Here is a 19,530-nt window from a genome sequence, read left to right on the forward strand (position 1 = left end):
CCGGACCAGGCCGCAGGGGGAAACTCTGCGGCCTTTTTCGTAATTACTGCGGATAAGGCACCCAGTCGCCACCGTTCAGGCGAACATACGGTTTATTTTGATATTGAATGACCACCGCATTCGAGTTCTCGGAAACAGGCGCAGTCTGTGGTAATCCACTAGTGAGTTTTTTCCAGTCAACATTGTCTTCGGTGAAAATCTTGCCGTCGAGAACGCGAACCACCAGATCAGAGATTGCCAGGAAGCTGCTTGGTTGGTCGATGACAATTGGTGCGCCCTGATGTGGTGTTTTCATGCCGAAGAATTTCACGCCAACCGGTACATCAGTGATTGCCGGGCTGGGGATATCACGCAAACCAGAAACTTGCATTCTGTCACCTTTCAACGCGCCACCGTGTTCCGGTACTACGACGACCATCACTTTACGACCCGATTTCTCCAGTTCAGTAAAGAAGGCGTCCAGTTCATCAAAGAACTTCTGCGCTCGCGCTTTGTAATCCGCTGTTTTGCTGACGCCCGGATAATGGTTGCCGTCATGCAGTGGAAGCGTGTTGTAGAACGTGGCGCTACGGCTGTTTTTATCTTTTTCGGTAACGTCCAGCCAGCGGTTAAGCACGGCAGTATCGTCATAAACCGGCGAACCATCAAAGCCCAGCAAAATGACGGGAAGATTTGTTTGATCCATCAATTCGGTCTGCATACCGCCGTTTTCGCGAACTTCTTTCAGGAAGCCGCCAAACTGGCCGTTATGTCCCATCATCAGGTGCTGGGTAAAGCCCAGTTTTGACAAGTTATCGAACAGATAGCAGTCATTATTTGCTGGTTGATACAGATTGGTGTGCGATGGCTGACCGCAACTGGCGCGCAGCAGACGAATCGCCGCCGGACCGCTGTATGAGGTTGCAGAGTTGAAATTCTTGAACTCAATATCAAAATGCGACCACAACGGATGTGACATTAATCCGGCAGCTTCAATATCCGACCATGAAAGCGAACAGATATTAATCACCAGAAGCTCAAATGGCTGCGCATCCGCTGGCAGCGCGGATGGGAAGGTCGATTTACGTTTCGCCTCGGCGTTATAGAAATTATTCAGCCAGGCATTGAGGTTTGCGGTTGTCGGTGGTGCAGTTTGCGCTGGCATATCTCCAACTACTGGCGTGCCGCCGGTTGCCGCGACTGTTGCCGCAGCGTTACCGCCCGTCGTTGTTACCGTGGTGGTCGGTTGACCGGCTGGCCACAGGGAGAAACTTGGACCAGCCAGCGTAAGTACGTTCAGCCATACCAGAATGGCGACCATAAAAACGGTGATGCGAATCCATTGCGACAAGAATAACCAGGCCACTAACAAAACAAAGACAGCACCAATCATCTGCCAGTTAATAAAGCGCGTGACCAGATCGATTAAATAATCGGGACTAAAGCCTGCCACTTGTGACCCCTGGCTCATAATACTTTCCGGGCCAGGTAGCCAGGTATCATGCCAGAAGAGGGCAAAGCCGATTGGCAGGGCGATCCAGTGGCGCAGGCGATGCAGGCTGTAGCGCGGAATCGGCATCAGCAGGAACGCGGCAAATACCAGATTGAGTAGCGGATGGAAGTTAAGGTAGCCCGCCCACAACAGGCCGAACTTAACCAGAAAATAAAAGTTCCAGCCAGAAAGGCCGCGCCAGTATTGCCAGAGTGAAGAAGGCATAGCGGTATTTTGGGTAAATTGAGTCATTTTTTGGTAGCCCTGGCTTTTTCTGCACGGCGTAACGTACCGGCCGGTTTTACATAACGAGGTTTCGCAAATAACAAACGCAGGGTGTCACGAATGCGCCGTAGGGAATGGCGCGCCAGATAGCCCAGCGGGAAAAAAACAAGCGCACAAACGACAATGATTTCAATGATATCGCTGATGGTCATCATGATGAATGCTCCACTGCATCACCCAACAGTCGCAGCGGTTCCGGTATTCGTCGCCAGTTACGCCCATCATGCTCGGCATTGATTACCGGCATGGAGGCCTGAGTTAAAGGCAGTGGCACCCCCCATTGTTCCGGGGCAAGTAAACGCATTTGCACCAGCTCGGCGCTGATTTGGTCATCTTCAAACCAGACCATGCGGTTAGAGAAAATATCGCCGGTAGGTAACGGGAAAATGTGATTCAACGCAGTATCCAGATCGTTGATCCTGCAGAATGAGAGGAACAGGACCAGTCGATTTCCACCAACGGTCATAATGTCGCCAGTGCGATTTGGACGGCACAGCGTCAGGGCTTGCTCAACGCGGATGCCCGGTACTGGGCGTAAAGCGACCAGCACGCCTTTACCATGAGCAGGCAACAACGTGTTATTCATCATGTTATTGACCGCCTCACAGAACACATCCCACTTTTGAAAACCGCGCAGTTTCAGCGGTTGGGTCATGGATAGCAGGGTAGTGATATCTTCCGGAACATAGCGGCTGAACTTCTGCCCTTGCACGCTTTCAATCATCGTCAGACAGCGGGAGAGCGGGGCGTTCCAGGGAATAACCATGTTAGCGCCACAGGCCAGTAACAGGCGTTCATCGGTGGCACGCAGGCTGGCGGTATTTTCCCGCACGAGGATCTTCATCGCACTACCACGCTGGCGACGCAGGGTATGAATGCTGCGGGCCAGTGGTTCAATTTGCCCATTTTGCTGTAAAGAGAAAACGACGGTTGCAGCCTGTGCAGTCCGGGCTTCATTGAACAGAGTTTCGTTGTTGTCGAACAGTTGCCAGTGTTCTGATAAAGGGGGGGCGCCTTCCAGCACAGCAATATTGCTAAGAATGCGTTTTTCATCGCTGCGTGGTTGGATCTCCGCTTCTTCACGCTGAACTAACGTCCAGATACCCTCTTGCTGCTGAACGATGAGTTGCTGACGGGCGCTAACCCCTTTTTCGTTGCACCAGAAGGCGATATCCAGCAGATGTTGATCGCCCTGAAAACGCAAACTGGCAAGCCCAAAAAGTGAGCGGTATTCCTCCAGCAACAATGAAAATTGTTTATCGTTATTATTTCCTGGATTAATTACCAGCAGTGAGCAATGGTATAATCTGCTCCACTTGTTCATTTTATCCAGCCATGAACGAAGCCGCTCAGTTGGAATGTTTTGCCATGCATTATTGGCACAAACAAGAATGAAAAGATAATTTTCGGGATCAATAGAACATTGTAAATCACGGGGCAAATAGTATAGCCCCTTTTCATGATTTAGCATTGAAAATAATTTTATTTTTTCCGGTCCGTGAGAATCATCTAATTTGAAGGTTTTTTCGGGATCGTTATCCATGCTAATGACCGCGACTTTCGCGGTTTCAGCTTGAGAAGCCATCGTTTGATTCACAAGGCTGATAGCATCTTCTTGACGATCGACGTTAAACCACCAGACGCCGCCTGCTGGCATATGCCGCAACTCATCCCACAAAGATGAGATACCGATAGAGAATACAGGGTCCACAACGTCCCTCAAGTCACCATTTTGTCTGATTATTAGTTTACTAGCGAAAGCTAAGAAATAAACCTACCATTGAAATTAAAACTTATCAGATTTAGCATGTGAATCAATTTAGCAGGCTGGAAGCCTTATGATATCAGTCTTTTCGTTTTTTACTTTCGTTAGTTGCGTACATGAAAGTTAAAAAATGAACGGATTACGTATTGCCGTCTGGCATTATACGGGCAAAATTCTGTCGATTAGAATTGACTGATGCGTGGCGGGTATATTTTTTCGAGATTAAGCATAATGAATAACAACGAACAGGATACTCTGCCTGATCCCGCGATAGGCTATATCTTTCAGAATGATATTTTGGCGTTAAAGCAGGCGTTTTCACTGCCTGATATCGATTATGCCGATATTTCTCAGCGTGAGCAGTTAGCAGCGGCGTTAAAACGCTGGCCATTGTTGGCTGAGTTTGCGCAACAGAAGTAGGGGAGTAGTGAATGGCCGTACTGGGATTACAGGGGGCGCGGGGAGGTGTGGGTACAACAACCATCACCGCCGCGTTGGCCTGGGCATTGCAAATGTTGGGAGAAAATGTCCTGGTGGTTGATGCCTGCCCGGACAATTTGTTGCGCTTGTCGTTCAACGTTGATTTTACCCATCGTCAGGGCTGGGCCAGAGCCATACTGGATGGTCAGGACTGGCGAGATGCCGGGATGCGCTATACCTCGCAGCTCGATCTACTGCCTTTTGGTCAGTTAACCATTGAAGAGCAAGAGAATCCCCAGCACTGGCAAAGTCAGTTGGGTGCAATTTGCGAAGGCTTGCAGCAGCTGCAGGCCAGTGGGCGTTATCAATGGATTTTGATCGACTTACCGCGCGACGCCTCGCAGATAACGCATCAAATCCTGAGCCTGTGCGATCACTCGCTGGCAATCGTTAAAGTGGATGCTAACTGCCATATTCGGCTGCATCAGCAAGCACTGCCTGCTGGCGCGCATATATTGATTAATGATTTCCGCATTGGCAGCCAGGTACAGGAAGATATTTACCAGTTGTGGTTGCAAAGCCAGCGCCGGTTACTGCCAATGTTGATTCATCGCGATGAAGCGATGGCTGAATGCCTGGCGGCGAAACAGCCGTTAGGTGAATACCGCAGTGATGCGCTGGCGGCGGAGGAAGTTCTGACGCTGGCAAACTGGTGCCTGTTGAACTATTCCGGTCTGAAAAAGCCAGTTGGGAGCGCGTCATGAGTATCTTGACCCGGTGGTTGCTTATCCCGCCGGTCAACGCGCGTCTTATCGGGCGTTATCGGGATTATCGTCGTCACGGCGCATCGGCTTTCAGCGCGACGCTTGGCTGTTTTTGGCTGATCCTGGCCTGGGTGTTCATTCCGCTTGAACACCCGCGCTGGCAGCGTATCCGCGCAGAACATAAAAACCTTTACCCACATATCAACGCTTCGCGTCCGCGCCCGTTGGATCCAGTCCGCTATGTCATTCAGACTTGCTGGTTGTTGATCGGCGCTTCACGCAGAGAGACGCCAAAACCACGCTGGCGGGCATTTTCTGGCCTGCAGAATATCCGTGGGCGTTACCATCAATGGATGGACAAACTACCAGAACGTGTCAGCCAGAACACGCAACATCTTGATGAGAAAAAAGAACTGGGCCATCTGAGCGCCGGAGCACGGCGTTTTATTCTTGGTGTTATTGTGACTTTCTCGCTGATTCTGGCGCTAATTTGCGTCACTCAGCCTTTTAACCCGTTGTCGCAATTTATCTTCCTGATGTTGCTGTGGGGCGTGGCGCTAATGGTGCGGCGTATGCCAGGGCGCTTCTCGGCGTTGATGTTGATTGTGCTGTCGCTGACTGTCTCGTGTCGCTATATCTGGTGGCGATATACCTCGACGTTGAACTGGGATGATCCGGTCAGCCTGGTATGTGGCTTAATCCTGCTATTTGCGGAAACTTATGCGTGGATTGTGCTGGTGCTTGGCTACTTCCAGGTGGTATGGCCACTGAATCGTCAGCCAGTACCGCTGCCGAAAGACATGTCGCAATGGCCGTCGGTGGATATCTTTGTACCGACCTACAACGAAGATCTCAGCGTGGTGAAAAACACCATTTATGCTTCGCTGGGTATCGACTGGCCGAAAGACAAACTCAACATCTGGATCCTCGATGACGGCGGCAGGGAAGAGTTTCGCCAGTTTGCGCAAAACGTGGGGGTGAAATATATCGCCCGAACGACGCATGAACATGCGAAAGCAGGCAACATCAACAATGCACTGAAATATGCCAAAGGCGAGTTCGTGTCGATTTTCGACTGCGACCACGTTCCCACACGCTCGTTCCTGCAAATGACCATGGGCTGGTTCCTGAAAGAAAAGCAGTTGGCGATGATGCAGACGCCTCACCACTTCTTCTCACCAGATCCGTTCGAACGCAACCTGGGGCGTTTTCGTAAAACGCCGAACGAAGGCACGCTGTTCTACGGTCTGGTGCAGGACGGTAATGACATGTGGGATGCCACTTTCTTCTGCGGTTCCTGTGCGGTGATTCGTCGTAAGCCGTTGGACGAGATTGGCGGCATCGCGGTCGAAACCGTGACTGAAGATGCGCATACTTCTCTGCGTTTACACCGTCGTGGCTACACTTCCGCTTATATGCGTATTCCCCAGGCGGCGGGGCTGGCGACTGAAAGCCTTTCGGCGCACATTGGGCAACGTATCCGTTGGGCGCGCGGAATGGTGCAAATCTTCCGTCTTGATAACCCGCTTACTGGTAAAGGACTGAAGTTCGCTCAGCGGCTGTGCTACGTCAACGCTATGTTCCACTTCTTGTCGGGGATTCCACGGTTGATCTTCCTGACCGCACCGCTGGCGTTCCTGCTGCTGCACGCCTACATCATTTACGCGCCTGCGTTGATGATTGCCCTGTTTGTGCTGCCGCATATGATTCACGCCAGCCTGACCAACTCGAAGATTCAGGGTAAATATCGCCACTCCTTCTGGAGTGAAATCTACGAGACGGTGCTCGCCTGGTATATCGCCCCGCCGACGCTGGTGGCGCTGATTAACCCGCACAAAGGCAAATTTAACGTCACCGCCAAAGGTGGTCTGGTGGAGGAAGAGTACGTCGACTGGGTGATCTCGCGACCGTACATCTTCCTCGTATTACTCAACCTGGTCGGTGTTGCTGTCGGCATCTGGCGTTACTTCTATGGCCCGCCGACTGAAATGCTCACCGTGGTCGTTAGTATGGTTTGGGTGTTCTACAACCTGATTATTCTCGGCGGCGCAGTAGCGGTATCGGTAGAAAGCAAGCAGGTACGTCGTTCACACCGTGTTGAGATGACCATGCCAGCGGCGATTGCCCGGGAAGATGGGCATCTTTTCTCCTGCACCGTTCAGGACTTCTCTGACGGCGGCCTGGGGATCAAGATCAACGGTCAGGCGCAGATTCTGGAAGGACAGAAAGTGAATCTGCTGCTCAAACGCGGTCAGCAAGAGTATGCCTTCCCGACTCAGGTTGCGCGCGTGATGGGTAACGAAGTGGGGCTGCAATTGATGCCGCTCACTACCCAGCAACATATCGATTTTGTGCAGTGTACGTTTGCCCGTGCGGATACATGGGCGCTCTGGCAGGACAGCTACCCGGAAGATAAGCCGCTGGAAAGTCTGCTGGATATTCTGAAGCTCGGCTTCCGTGGCTACCGCCATCTGGCGGAGTTTGCGCCTTCTTCGGTGAAGGGCATTTTCCGTGTGCTGACTTCTCTGGTTTCCTGGGTTGTTTCGTTCATTCCGCGTCGCCCGGAGCGGAGCGAAACGGTACAACCATCGGATCAGGCTTTGGCTCAACAATGATGATAACGCGATGAAAAGAAAACTATTCTGGATTTGTGCAGTGGCTATGGGGATGAGTGCGTTCCCCTCTTTCATGACGCAGGCGACACCGACGACGCAACCACTGATCAATGCTGAGCCAACTGTGCCTGCCCAGGCGGAGCAAAATCCGCGGGTCGGACAGGTGATGCCAGGCGTGCAGGGCGCGGACGCGCCCATCGTGGCGCAGAATGGCCCTTCGCGCGATGTGAAGCTGACCTTTGCGCAAATCGCGCCGCCGCCGGGTAGCATGGTACTGCGTGGCATTAACCCAAACGGCAGCATAGAGTTTGGTATGCGCAGTGATGAAGTGGTGACGAAGGCGATGCTTAACCTTGAATATACGCCGTCGCCATCACTGCTGCCGATACAGTCACAGTTGAAAGTCTATCTGAACGATGAGTTGATGGGCGTGCTGCCAGTGACCAAAGAGCAGTTGGGTAAAAAGACGTTGGCGCAAATGCCGATTAATCCGCTGTTTATCACCGACTTCAACCGCGTGCGGCTGGAGTTTGTTGGTCATTATCAGGATGTCTGTGAAAACCCGGCCAGCACAACGCTCTGGCTGGATGTTGGACGCAGTAGCGGACTGGATCTGACATATCAATCACTGAATGTGAAAAATGATCTGTCGCACTTCCCGATTCCGTTTTTCGACCCGAGGGATAACCGAGCCAATACGTTGCCGATAGTTTTTGCTGGTGCGCCGGATGTTGGTCTGCAACAGGCTTCGGCGATTGTTGCGTCGTGGTTTGGTTCGCGTTCTGGCTGGCGCGGACAGAACTTCCCGGTACTCTATAATCAGCTTCCGGACCGCAATGCGATTGTCTTTGCGACCAATGACAAGCGACCGGACTTCCTGCGCGATCATCCGGCAGTAAAAGCCCCGGTGATTGAGATGATCAACCATCCGGAGAATCCTTACGTCAAATTGTTGGTGGTCTTTGGGCGTGATGACAAAGATCTATTGCAGGCGGCGAAAGGCATTGCTCAGGGCAATATTTTGTTCCGTGGTGACAGCGTAGTGGTGAACGATGTTAAACCGCTATTGCCACGTAAACCGTACGATGCGCCAAACTGGGTGCGAACCGATCGTCCGGTCACCTTTGGTGAGCTGAAAACCTATGAAGAACAGTTACAGTCCAGCGGGCTGGAGCCGGCAGCGATTAATATCTCGCTGAACTTGCCGCCAGATCTCTACCTGATGCGTAGCACCGGTATCGATATGGATATCAACTATCGCTACACCATGCCGCCGGTGAAAGATAGCTCGCGGATGGATATCAGCCTGAACAACCAGTTCCTGCAATCTTTCAACCTGAGCAGTAAACAGGAGGCGAACCGCCTGCTGCTGCGGATCCCGGTGTTGCAAGGTTTGCTGGATGGTAAAACCGATGTCTCCATTCCGGCGCTGAAACTGGGGGCGACCAACCAGTTGCGTTTCGATTTTGAGTATATGAACCCAATGCCGGGTGGTTCGGTGGATAACTGTATTACCTTCCAGCCGGTGCAGAATCACGTCGTGATTGGTGACGACTCTACCATCGACTTCTCGAAGTATTACCACTTCATCCCGATGCCGGATCTGCGCGCGTTTGCTAATGCGGGCTTCCCGTTCAGCCGGATGGCGGATTTGTCGCAAACCATTACCGTGATGCCAAAAACACCAAACGAAGCGCAGATGGAAACACTGCTTAATACGGTGGGCTTTATTGGTGCACAGACGGGCTTCCCGGCGATCAACCTGACGGTGACCGATGATGGCAGCACCATTCAGGGGAAAGACGCCGATATCATGATAATTGGCGGTATCCCGGACAAGTTAAAAGATGACAAGCAGATCGATCTGCTGGTGCAGGCTACCGAAAGCTGGGTGAAAACGCCGATGCGCCAGACTCCGTTCCCCGGCATTGTACCTGACGAAAACGACCGCGCAGCAGAAACTCAGTCCACGCTGACCTCTTCTGGTGCGATGGCGGCGGTGATTGGCTTCCAGTCACCGTATAACGACCAGCGCAGCGTAATTGCATTACTGGCGGATAGTCCACGCGGTTACGAGATGCTCAACGATGCGGTGAACGACAGCGGTAAACGCGCCACTATGTTTGGTTCCGTAGCGGTGATTCGCGAGTCCGGTGTTAACAGCCTGCGCGTTGGCGACGTCTATTACGTCGGTCATCTGCCGTGGTTTGAACGTTTATGGTACGCACTGGCGAACCATCCGATTCTGCTGGCGATACTGGCGGCAATCAGCGTGGTGCTGCTGGCATGGGTACTGTGGCGTCTGCTGCGCATCATCAGCCGTCGTCGTCTTAATCCGGATAATGAGTAATCGATGATGAAAGTTTTGCGTAGTGGGATCGTGACGATGCTGCTGTTGGCTGCCTTCAGTGTTCAGGCAGCCTGCAACTGGCCTGCCTGGGAGCAGTTCAAAAAGGATTACATCAGTCAGGAAGGGCGCGTCATTGACCCCAGTGATGCACGCAAAATTACCACCTCTGAAGGGCAAAGCTACGGCATGTTCTTTGCCCTGGCGGCTAATGATCGTGCGACATTTGACAACCTACTTGACTGGACTCAGAACAATCTTGCTCAGGGGTCCTTAAACGAACATTTGCCTGCCTGGCTGTGGGGCAAAAAAGAGAACAGCAAGTGGGAAGTGCTGGACAGCAATTCGGCCTCTGATGGTGATATCTGGATGGCCTGGTCGTTGCTTGAGGCGGGGCGATTGTGGAAAGAGCAGCGTTATACCGACATCGGCAGCGCATTGTTAAAACGCATTGCGCAAGAGGAAGTGGTGACGGTGCCGGGGCTGGGGTCCATGCTGTTACCGGGAAAAGTCGGCTTTGCCGAGAATAACAGCTGGCGTTTGAACCCGAGTTATCTACCACCGACGCTGGCGCAGTATTTCACCCGCTTTGGCGCGCCCTGGACTACGCTGCACGAAACGAATCAACGTTTGCTGCTGGAAACTGCCCCGAAAGGTTTTTCGCCTGACTGGGTGCGTTATGAAAAAGATAAAGGCTGGCAGCTGAAAGCTGAAAAAACGCTGATCAGCAGCTATGACGCCATTCGCGTTTATATGTGGGTCGGCATGATGCCAGATACTGATCCGCAAAAAGCACGGCTGTTAGCGCGTTTTAAACCGATGGCGACATTTACTGAGAAGAACGGCTATCCGCCGGAGAAAGTTGATGTCGCTACGGGTAAAGCGCAGGGGCAAGGGCCGGTAGGTTTTTCTGCGGCTATGTTGCCGTTTCTTCAGGACCGTGACGCGCAGGCTGTACAGCGCCAGCGTGTGGCAGATAACTTTCCTGGCAGCGATGCCTATTACAATTATGTGCTGACCCTGTTCGGACAAGGCTGGGATCAACACCGTTTCCGCTTCTCGACAAAAGGTGAGTTATTACCGGACTGGGGCCAGGAATGCGCAAATTCACACTAAACATCCTCACACTTTCCCTCGGTCTGGCTGTGATGCCGATGGTCGAGGCGGCGCCAACCGCCCAGCAACAGCTACTGGAGCAGGTACGAGTTGGCGAAGCGACTCACCGCGAAGACCTGGTGCAGCAGTCGCTGTATCGTCTGGAACTTATTGATCCGAATAACCCGGACGTCGTTGCTGCCCGTTTTCGCTCTCTGTTACGGCAGGGTGATGTTGATGGGGCGCAAAAACAACTCGACCGATTGTCGCAATTAGCGCCGAGTTCAAACGCTTACAAATCGTCGCGGACGACGATGTTGCTTTCCTCGCCGGATGGTCGTCAGGCATTGCAACAAGCACGATTGCAGGCCACCACCGGGCATGCGGAAGAAGCCGTGGCGGGTTACAACAAACTGTTCAACGGGGCGCCGCCGGAAGGTGACATTGCCGTCGAGTACTGGAGTACCGTGGCGAAAATTCCGGCTCGCCGTGGCGAAGCGATTAATCAGCTAAAACGCATCAATGCGGATACGCCGGGCAATACGGGCCTGCAAAACAATCTGGCGCTATTGCTGTTTAGCAGCGATCGCCGTGACGAAGGTTTTGCCGTACTGGAGCAGATGGCGAAATCGAACGCCGGGCGCGAGGGGGCTTCTAAAATCTGGTACGGGCAGATTAAAGACATGCCTGTCAGCGATGCCAGCGTGCAGGCGCTGAAAAAATATCTCTCAGTATTTAGCGATGGCGACAACGTGGCTGCTGCACAATCGCAACTGGCAGAACAACAAAAACAACTGGCCGATCCTGCTTTCCGTGCCCGTGCGCAAGGTTTAGCAGCGGTGGATTCAGGCATGGCGGGTAAAGCTATCCCCGAGTTGCAACTGGCGGTGCGTGCTAACCCGAAAGACAGTGAAGCGCTGGGGGCGCTGGGCCAGGCGTATTCTCAGAAAGGCGATCGCGCCAATGCGGTGGCGAATCTGGAGAAAGCCCTCGCGCTGGACCCGCACAGCAGCAACAACGACAAATGGAACAGCCTGCTGAAAGTGAACCGTTATTGGCTGGCGATCCAACAGGGCGATGCCGCGCTTAAAGCGAACAATCCTGATCAAGCGGAACGGTTATTCCAGCAGGCGCGCAATGTAGATAATACTGACAGCTATGCGGTGCTGGGGCTGGGTGATGTGGCGATGGCGCGCAAAGATTACCCTGCAGCCGAACGTTATTATCAGCAGACGCTGCGGATGGACAGCGGCAACACCAACGCCGTGCGCGGTCTGGCGAATCTTTATCGCCAGCAATCGCCGGAAAAGGCTGAAGCATTTATTGCCTCGCTCTCTGCCAGCCAGCGGCGCAGCGTTGACGATATTGAACGTAGTCTGCAAAACGACCGTTTGTCACAGCAGGCCGAAGCGCTGGAAAAACAGGGCAAATGGGCGCAAGCAGCAGCACTTCAGCGCCAGCGACTGGCACTGGACCCCGGCAGTGTGTGGATTACTTACCGACTTTCGCAGGATCTCTGGCAGGCCGGACAACGCAGCCAGGCTGATACTCTGATGCGCAATCTGGCGCAGCAGAAGCCGAACGACCCGGAGCAGGTTTACGCCTACGGGCTGTATCTCTCCGGTCATGATCAGGACCGGGCGGCACTGGCGCATATCAACAGCCTGCCGCGCGCGCAGTGGAACAGCAATATTCATGAACTGGTGAACCGACTGCAAAGCGATCAGGTGCTGGAAACAGCCAATCGCCTGCGTGAAAGCGGCAAAGAAGCCGAAGCGGAAGCGATGCTGCGTCAGCAGCCGCCTTCCACACGCATTGATCTCACCCTGGCCGACTGGGCGCAGCAACGGCGCGATTACACCGCCGCCCGCGCGGCTTATCAGAACGTCCTGACGCGCGAGTCGAATAACGTCGACGCCATTCTTGGTCTGACGGAAGTGGATATCGCTGCTGGTGACAAAGCGGCGGCACGTAGCCAGCTGGCGAAACTGCCCGCCACCGATAACGCCTCTCTGAACACTCAGCGGCGCGTGGCGCTGGCGCAGGCGCAGCTTGGCGATACCGCAGCGGCGCAGCAGACATTTAACAAGCTGATCCCGCAGGCAAAATCTCAGCCGCCGTCGATGGAAAGCGCGATGGTACTGCGCGATGGTGCGAAGTTTGAAGCACAGGCGGGCGATCCAAAGCAGGCGCTGGAAACCTACAAAGACGCGATGGTCGCATCCGGTGTGGCCACGACGCGTCCGCAGGATAACGACACCTTTACCCGACTGACCCGCAACGACGAGAAAGATGACTGGCTGAAACGCGGCGTACGTAGCGATGCGGCGGACCTCTATCGTCAGCAGGATCTTAACGTCACCCTGGAGCACGACTACTGGGGATCGAGCGGCACTGGCGGATACTCCGATCTGAAAGCGCACACCACCATGTTGCAGGTAGATGCGCCCTATGCGGACGGACGAATGTTCTTCCGCAGCGATTTCGTCAATATGAATGTCGGCAGTTTCTCCACCAACGACGACGGCACGTGGGACAACAACTGGGGGACCTGTACGTTACAAGATTGTAGCGGCAATCGCAGTCAGTCGGATTCTGGCGCAAGCGTGGCGGTCGGCTGGCGAAATGACGTCTGGAGTTGGGATATTGGCACCACGCCGATGGGCTTCAATGTCGTGGACGTGGTCGGTGGCGTTAGTTACAGCGATGATATCGGGCCGCTTGGCTACACCGTTAACGCCCATCGCCGACCTATTTCCAGTTCATTACTTGCCTTCGGCGGACAGAAAGACTCTCCGAGCAATACCGGGAAAAAATGGGGCGGCGTACGTGCCGATGGTGTGGGGTTAAGTCTGAGCTATGATAAAGGCGAGGCAAACGGCGTCTGGGCATCACTTAGCGGTGATCAGTTAACCGGCAAAAATGTCGAAGATAACTGGCGCGTGCGCTGGATGACGGGCTATTACTATAAAGTCATCAACCAGAATAATCGTCGCGTCACTATCGGCCTGAACAACATGATCTGGCATTACGACAAAGACCTGAGTGGGTACTCACTTGGGCAGGGCGGCTACTACAGCCCGCAGGAATATCTGTCGTTTGCCGTACCGGTGATGTGGCGTGAGCGCACGGAAAACTGGTCATGGGAGCTGGGCGCGTCTGGCTCATGGTCGCACTCGCGCACTAAAACCATGCCGCGTTATCCGCTGATGAACCTGATTCCGAATGACTGGAAAGACGACGCCGCTGACCAGACCAACGGTGGCAGTAGCAGCCAGGGCTTTGGCTATACGGCGCGGGCGTTACTTGAACGACGCGTTACATCCAACTGGTTTGTCGGCACGGCGATTGATATCCAGCAGGCGAAAGATTATGCGCCAAGCCATTTCCTGCTCTACGTACGGTATTCTGCCGCCGGATGGCAGGGCGATATGGATTTACCGCCACAGCCGCTGATACCTTACGCCGACTGGTAAGTTTTCAGATAGCGCCTCTCTTAATGCCGCTGCGATCGGGTATACTCGGGCGGCAGTCTGGGATTTCCGGGGGAGAGATAATTTGCGCGTTAGTCGTTCGTTAACAATCAAGCAGATGGCAATGGTGGCGGCCGTTGTTCTGGTGTTTGTCTTTGTTTTTTGCACCGTTTTGCTGTTCCATCTGGTACAGCAGAATCGCTATAACACGGCTACGCAACTGGAAAGCATTGCTCGTTCTGTCCGCGAACCCTTGTCCTCAGCCATCCTCAAAGGGGATATTCCCCAGGCGGAGGCCATTCTCTCCAGCATCAAACCTGCGGGCGTGGTCAGCCGCGCAGATGTGGTGCTGCCTAACCAGTTCCAGGCGCTGCGTAAAAGTTTTATTCCTGAACGCCCGGTGCCGGTAATGGTTACCCGACTGCTCGAACTACCGGTGCAAATCTCGCTAGGCGTCTACTCGCTGGAGCGCCCGGCAAACCCACAACCGATTGCCTATCTGGTGTTACAGGCGGATTCCTTCCGCATGTATAAGTTCGTGATGAGTACGCTCTCAACGTTAGTGACCATTTACTTACTTTTGTCGCTCATCCTGACAGTGGCGATTAGCTGGTGTATTAACCGACTGATATTACATCCTTTACGCAATATTGCTCGTGAGCTGAACGCCATTCCACCACAGGAGATTATCGGTCATCAGCTGGCGCTGCCGCGTCTGCATCAGGACGATGAAATAGGCATGCTGGTGCGCAGTTATAACCTTAACCAGCAACTGTTGCAGCGCCATTATGAAGAGCAGATCGAAAACGCGATGCGCTTCCCGGTGTCGGACTTGCCAAACAAGGCCCTGCTGATGGAGATGCTGGAACAGGTGGTGACGCGTAAACAGACTACTGCGCTGATGATTATCACCTGCGAAACCCTGCGCGACACCGCCGGTGTGCTGAAAGAGGCGCAGCGGGAAATCCTGCTACTTACGCTGGTGGAAAAACTCAAGTCGGTGCTGTCGCCGCGCATGATCCTCGCGCAGGTCAGTGGCTATGACTTCGCTGTTATCGCCAACGGTGTGCAGGAGCCGTGGCACGCTATTACGTTAGGTCAGCAAGTACTCACTATCATGCGCGAGCCTTTGCCGATTGATCGTATTCAACTGCGCCCACATTGTAACATCGGCGTGGCGATGTTCTATGGCGATATCACCGCCGAACAACTTTATGGTCGTGCTATTTCTGCGGCGTTTACCGCGCGTCATAAAGGGAAGAATCAGATTCAGTTCTATGATCCGCAGCAGATGGAAGCTGCTCAACAGCGACTGACGGAAGAGAGCGATATCCTTAATGCGCTTGAAAATCATCAATTTGCGATTTGGCTACAACCACAAGTTGAGATGACCAGCGGCAAGTTAGTCAGCGCGGAAGTGTTATTGCGTATCCAGCAACCGGATGGGAGTTGGGACCTACCGGATGGGTTAATTGATCGTATTGAGTCTTGTGGACTGATGGTTACCGTCGGTCACTGGGTGCTGGAAGAGTCATGCCGACTGCTTGCCGCCTGGCAGGAGCGCGGCATTATGCTGCCATTATCGGTGAACATCTCAGCTCTGCAACTGATGCACCCGAATATGGTGGCGGATATGCTGGAACTGCTAACGCGCTATCGTGTTCAGCCAGGAACGCTGATTCTGGAAGTGACAGAAAGCCGACGCATTGATGACCCTCACGCGGCGGTGGCAATCCTTCGTCCGCTGCGCAACGCCGGAGTACAGGTGGCGCTGGATGATTTCGGTATGGGCTATTCAGGGTTGCGTCAGTTGCAGCATATGAAATCTCTCCCGGTGGACGTTTTGAAAATCGACAAAATGTTCATTGATGGGTTACCGGAAGATAGCAGCATGATTGCCGCGATTATCATGTTGGCGAAAAGCCTGAATCTGCAAATCATTGCTGAAGGCGTAGAGACAGAAGCACAACGTGACTGGTTGGCAAAGGCGGGCGTTGGTATTGCCCAGGGCTTCCTCTTTGCACGTCCACTTCCCATTGAAATCTTCGAAGAAAGTTACCTGGAAGAAAAATAGCTACCCCAAACTGATTACAAAACTTTAAAAAGTGCTGGTTTGTGCGAGCCAGCTCAAACTTTTTAACATTTTTGTTTCAATTATGATCCAGGTACATTTCTGTGATGTTGTCTGGGTGTTATTTTAAGGCCGCAGGTACCCCATAACCTTACAAGACCTGTGGTTTTACTAAAGGACACCCTATGAAAACCTCTCTGTTTAAAAGCCTTTACTTTCAGGTCCTGACAGCGATAGCCATTGGTATTCTCCTTGGCCATTTCTACCCTGAAATAGGCGAGCAAATGAAACCGCTTGGCGACGGCTTCGTTAAGCTCATTAAGATGATCATCGCTCCCGTCATCTTTTGTACCGTCGTCACCGGCATTGCGGGCATGGAAAGCATGAAGGCGGTCGGTCGTACCGGCGCAGTCGCACTGCTTTACTTTGAGATAGTCAGTACCATCGCGCTGATTATTGGTCTTATTATCGTTAACGTTGTACAGCCAGGTGCTGGAATGAACGTCGATCCGGCGAGTCTGGATGCGAAAGCGGTAGCCGTTTACGCCGCGCAGGCGAAAGACCAGGGCATTGTCGCCTTCATTATGGATGTCATCCCGGCGAGCGTCATTGGCGCGTTTGCCAGCGGTAACATTCTGCAGGTGCTGCTGTTTGCCGTACTGTTTGGTTTTGCGTTGCACCGTCTGGGCAGCAAAGGCCAGCTGATTTTTAACGTTATCGAAAGTTTCTCGCAGGTCATCTTCGGCATCATCAATATGATCATGCGCCTGGCACCGATTGGGGCGTTTGGGGCGATGGCATTTACCATCGGTAAATACGGCGTCGGAACACTGGTGCAGCTGGGGCAGCTGATTATCTGCTTCTACATCACCTGTATCCTGTTTGTGGTGCTGGTACTGGGTTCAATCGCTAAAGCGACCGGTTTCAGTATCTTCAAATTTATCCGCTACATTCGTGAAGAACTGCTGATTGTGTTGGGAACATCGTCTTCCGAATCGGCGCTGCCACGTATGCTCGACAAGATGGAAAAACTCGGCTGCCGGAAATCGGTGGTGGGGTTGGTCATCCCGACAGGCTACTCGTTTAACCTTGATGGCACATCGATATACCTGACGATGGCGGCGGTATTTATCGCCCAGGCTACCAACAGTCAGATGGATATCTTCCACCAAATCACGCTATTAATCGTGTTGCTGCTTTCTTCTAAAGGGGCGGCAGGGGTAACGGGCAGTGGCTTTATCGTGCTGGCGGCGACGCTTTCAGCCGTAGGCCATTTGCCGGTGGCGGGTCTTGCGCTGATCCTCGGTATTGACCGCTTCATGTCGGAAGCTCGTGCGCTGACTAACCTGGTCGGTAACGGTGTAGCAACCATCGTGGTCGCTAAGTGGGTTAAAGAACTGGACCACAAAAAACTGGACGATGTGCTGAATAATCGTGCGCCAGAAGGCAAAACGCACGAATTATCCTCTTAATCTCACCTCTTATGCCCGCACTCCCTTCCCCGAGTGCGGGTGTTTGCGCATAATTGCCCCCTGTGCCTGAACTTACCACCTGGGTGAGTTCAGGTTTATTTCACTTCTTCCGTGACATTTCCATGTTCTTGCGGTCTAACACGAAGTGTTTTTAACGTTATTCAGACTGACCGATAACGGGCAGTCTTTTATTACCAGGATAGTTGATCAGGGGTTCACATGCAGGGCACAAAAATTCGACTTTTAGCGGGCGGTTTGCTGGTGATGGCCACTGCTGGCTATGTGCAGGCAGATGCGCTCCAGCCTGATCCAGCATGGCAACAGGGGACGCTCTCCAACGGTTTACAGTGGCAAGTGTTGACCACGCCCCAGCGTCCCAGCGATCGTGTTGAAATTCGCCTGCTGGTTAATACTGGTTCGCTCGCCGAAAGTACCCAACAGAGCGGTTATAGTCATGCCATTCCCCGCATCGCGCTGACGCAAAGCGGTGGCCTTGAAGCGGCACAGGCACGTTCATTGTGGCAACAGGGGATCGACCCTAAGCGCCCGATGCCACCGGTGATCGTCTCTTACGACACCACGCTGTTTAATCTTAGTCTGCCAAATAACCGTAACGACTTGCTGAAAGAGGCGCTCTCTTATCTGGCAAATGCCAGTGGCAAACTGACCATTACACCAGAAACCATCAACCACGCGCTGCAAAGTCAGGACATGGTGGCAACCTGGCCTGCCGACACCAAAGAAGGCTGGTGGCGTTATCGCCTGAAGGGATCGACTTTATTAGGTCACGATCCTGCCGATCCGCTGAAACAACCCGTTGAAGCGGAAAAGATTAAAGATTTCTACCAGAAATGGTACACCCCGGATGCAATGACGCTGCTGGTGGTGGGGAACGTTGATGCGCGCTCGGTTGTAGACCAAATCAACAAAACGTTTGGCGAACTGAAAGGCAAACGTGAAACACCGGCTCCGGTGCCGACGCTTTCTCCTCTGCGTGCGGAAGCGGTGAGTATTATGACCGATGCGGTACGTCAGGACCGGTTATCCATCATGTGGGATACGCCGTGGCAGCCGATTCGTGAATCAGCCGCACTGCTGCGCTACTGGCGTGCGGACCTGGCCCGTGAGGCGCTGTTCTGGCACGTTCAGCAAGCATTAAGCGCCAGTAACAGTAAAGACATTGGTCTTGGATTTGACTGCCGTGTGCTGTATCTGCGTGCGCAGTGTGCCATCAACATCGAGTCACCAAACGACAAGCTGAACAGCAACCTTAATCTGGTGGCGCGTGAGCTGGCGAAAGTTCGTGATAAAGGTCTGCCGGAAGAAGAGTTCAACGCTCTGGTTGCGCAAAAGAAACTGGAGTTGCAGAAATTGTTTGCTGCTTATGCGCGAGCTGATACCGATATTCTGATGGGCCAGCGGATGCGTTCGTTGCAAAATCAGGTTGTCGATATCGCGCCGGAGCAATATCAGAAACTGCGTCAGGATTTCCTCAACAGCCTGACGGTAGAAATGTTAAATCAGGATTTGCGTCAGCAACTGTCGAACGACATGGCGTTAATTCTGTTGCAGCCGAAAGGTGAGCCGGAATTTAACATGAAAGAGTTGCAGGCCGCATGGGATCAAATCATGGCCCCATCGACTGCGGCTGTGACTACATCCGTAGCCACGGATGACGTCCATCCTGAAGTTTCGGATATTCCACCCGCGCAGTAATAAATAACCCGGCAGCGTTTCTTCTGCGCTGCCGGG

General features: G+C 53.1%; 12 protein-coding genes. 9 read left to right on the plus strand and 3 right to left on the minus strand.

The annotated features are described in order from the left end of the window. Positions 1-43: 43 nt before the first annotated feature. From bcsG to bcsE, 3 genes are read right to left on the minus strand one after another with little or no spacing between them, the layout of a single operon-like run. On the minus strand, positions 44-1,723 hold the full coding sequence (gene bcsG / locus D9738_RS19420) for a cellulose biosynthesis protein BcsG (protein WP_130260935.1): 1,680 nt from the start codon (positions 1,721-1,723) through the stop codon (positions 44-46). Next, on the minus strand, positions 1,720-1,911 hold the full coding sequence (bcsF, locus tag D9738_RS19425; protein WP_130216286.1) for a cellulose biosynthesis protein BcsF: 192 nt from the start codon (positions 1,909-1,911) through the stop codon (positions 1,720-1,722). The genes bcsG and bcsF overlap by 4 nt, the downstream gene beginning before the upstream one ends. Beyond that, positions 1,908-3,479 carry a cellulose biosynthesis c-di-GMP-binding protein BcsE gene (gene bcsE, locus D9738_RS19430; RefSeq protein ID WP_130260936.1) on the minus strand — a complete coding sequence of 524 codons (1,572 nt, stop codon included), beginning with the start codon at positions 3,477-3,479 and terminating at the stop codon, positions 1,908-1,910. The genes bcsF and bcsE overlap by 4 nt, the downstream gene beginning before the upstream one ends. Before the next feature lie 273 nt (positions 3,480-3,752). Between bcsE and bcsR the strand changes: the two genes are divergently transcribed. The 9 genes from bcsR (at position 3,753) to D9738_RS19475 (ending at position 19,494) form a co-directional block, all read left to right on the plus strand. Next, entirely contained in the window at positions 3,753-3,941 is a 189-nt protein-coding gene (gene bcsR / locus D9738_RS19435; RefSeq protein ID WP_064527810.1) for a cellulose biosynthesis protein BcsR, read from the plus strand. Positions 3,942-3,952: 11 nt separating this feature from the next. Continuing rightward, a complete protein-coding gene (bcsQ, locus tag D9738_RS19440) occupies positions 3,953-4,705 on the plus strand; it encodes a cellulose biosynthesis protein BcsQ (RefSeq protein ID WP_130260937.1) in 753 nt (250 codons plus the stop codon). Beyond that, the gene (gene bcsA, locus D9738_RS19445) at positions 4,702-7,320 is read left to right on the plus strand and encodes a UDP-forming cellulose synthase catalytic subunit (protein WP_130210108.1); all 2,619 of its coding nucleotides are present in this window, start codon (positions 4,702-4,704) and stop codon (positions 7,318-7,320) included. The genes bcsQ and bcsA overlap by 4 nt, the downstream gene beginning before the upstream one ends. A 10-nt stretch (positions 7,321-7,330) precedes the next feature. Next, entirely contained in the window at positions 7,331-9,670 is a 2,340-nt protein-coding gene (gene bcsB, locus D9738_RS19450; protein WP_130210110.1) for a cellulose biosynthesis cyclic di-GMP-binding regulatory protein BcsB, read from the plus strand. A gap of 6 nt (positions 9,671-9,676) precedes the next feature. After that, positions 9,677-10,783 (plus strand): cellulose synthase complex periplasmic endoglucanase BcsZ, encoded by a 1,107-nt coding sequence (bcsZ, locus tag D9738_RS19455; protein ID WP_130260948.1) that lies wholly within the window; start codon positions 9,677-9,679, stop codon positions 10,781-10,783. Continuing rightward, positions 10,765-14,238, plus strand: a complete 3,474-nt coding sequence (gene bcsC, locus D9738_RS19460) for a cellulose synthase complex outer membrane protein BcsC (RefSeq protein WP_130260938.1) — start codon at positions 10,765-10,767, stop codon at positions 14,236-14,238. The genes bcsZ and bcsC overlap by 19 nt, the downstream gene beginning before the upstream one ends. An 82-nt stretch (positions 14,239-14,320) precedes the next feature. After that, the gene (gene hmsP / locus D9738_RS19465) at positions 14,321-16,309 is read left to right on the plus strand and encodes a biofilm formation regulator HmsP (protein ID WP_130260939.1); all 1,989 of its coding nucleotides are present in this window, start codon (positions 14,321-14,323) and stop codon (positions 16,307-16,309) included. A gap of 182 nt (positions 16,310-16,491) precedes the next feature. After that, a complete protein-coding gene (gene dctA, locus D9738_RS19470) occupies positions 16,492-17,778 on the plus strand; it encodes a C4-dicarboxylate transporter DctC (RefSeq protein ID WP_130210116.1) in 1,287 nt (428 codons plus the stop codon). 219 nt (positions 17,779-17,997) lie between these two features. Further along, on the plus strand, positions 17,998-19,494 hold the full coding sequence (locus D9738_RS19475) for a pitrilysin family protein (protein WP_130210118.1): 1,497 nt from the start codon (positions 17,998-18,000) through the stop codon (positions 19,492-19,494). The last annotated feature ends 36 nt before the right edge of the window (positions 19,495-19,530 follow it).

The organism is Escherichia sp. E10V5 (assembly GCF_004212315.1).
In the GTDB taxonomy this organism is placed as follows: domain Bacteria; phylum Pseudomonadota; class Gammaproteobacteria; order Enterobacterales; family Enterobacteriaceae; genus Escherichia.

Excerpts from the sequence above, each read along its gene's own strand:
- bcsG (WP_130260935.1), bottom strand. The coding sequence starts at position 1,723 with ATGACTCAATTTACCCAAAATACCGCTATGCCTTCTTCACTCTGGCAA.
- bcsF (WP_130216286.1), bottom strand. The coding sequence starts at position 1,911 with ATGATGACCATCAGCGATATCATTGAAATCATTGTCGTTTGTGCGCTT.
- bcsR (WP_064527810.1), top strand. The coding sequence starts at position 3,753 with ATGAATAACAACGAACAGGATACTCTGCCTGATCCCGCGATAGGCTAT.
- bcsQ (WP_130260937.1), top strand. The coding sequence starts at position 3,953 with ATGGCCGTACTGGGATTACAGGGGGCGCGGGGAGGTGTGGGTACAACA.
- bcsA (WP_130210108.1), top strand. The coding sequence starts at position 4,702 with ATGAGTATCTTGACCCGGTGGTTGCTTATCCCGCCGGTCAACGCGCGT.
- bcsB (WP_130210110.1), top strand. The coding sequence starts at position 7,331 with ATGAAAAGAAAACTATTCTGGATTTGTGCAGTGGCTATGGGGATGAGT.
- bcsZ (WP_130260948.1), top strand. The coding sequence starts at position 9,677 with ATGAAAGTTTTGCGTAGTGGGATCGTGACGATGCTGCTGTTGGCTGCC.
- bcsC (WP_130260938.1), top strand. The coding sequence starts at position 10,765 with ATGCGCAAATTCACACTAAACATCCTCACACTTTCCCTCGGTCTGGCT.
- dctA (WP_130210116.1), top strand. The coding sequence starts at position 16,492 with ATGAAAACCTCTCTGTTTAAAAGCCTTTACTTTCAGGTCCTGACAGCG.
- D9738_RS19475 (WP_130210118.1), top strand. The coding sequence starts at position 17,998 with ATGCAGGGCACAAAAATTCGACTTTTAGCGGGCGGTTTGCTGGTGATG.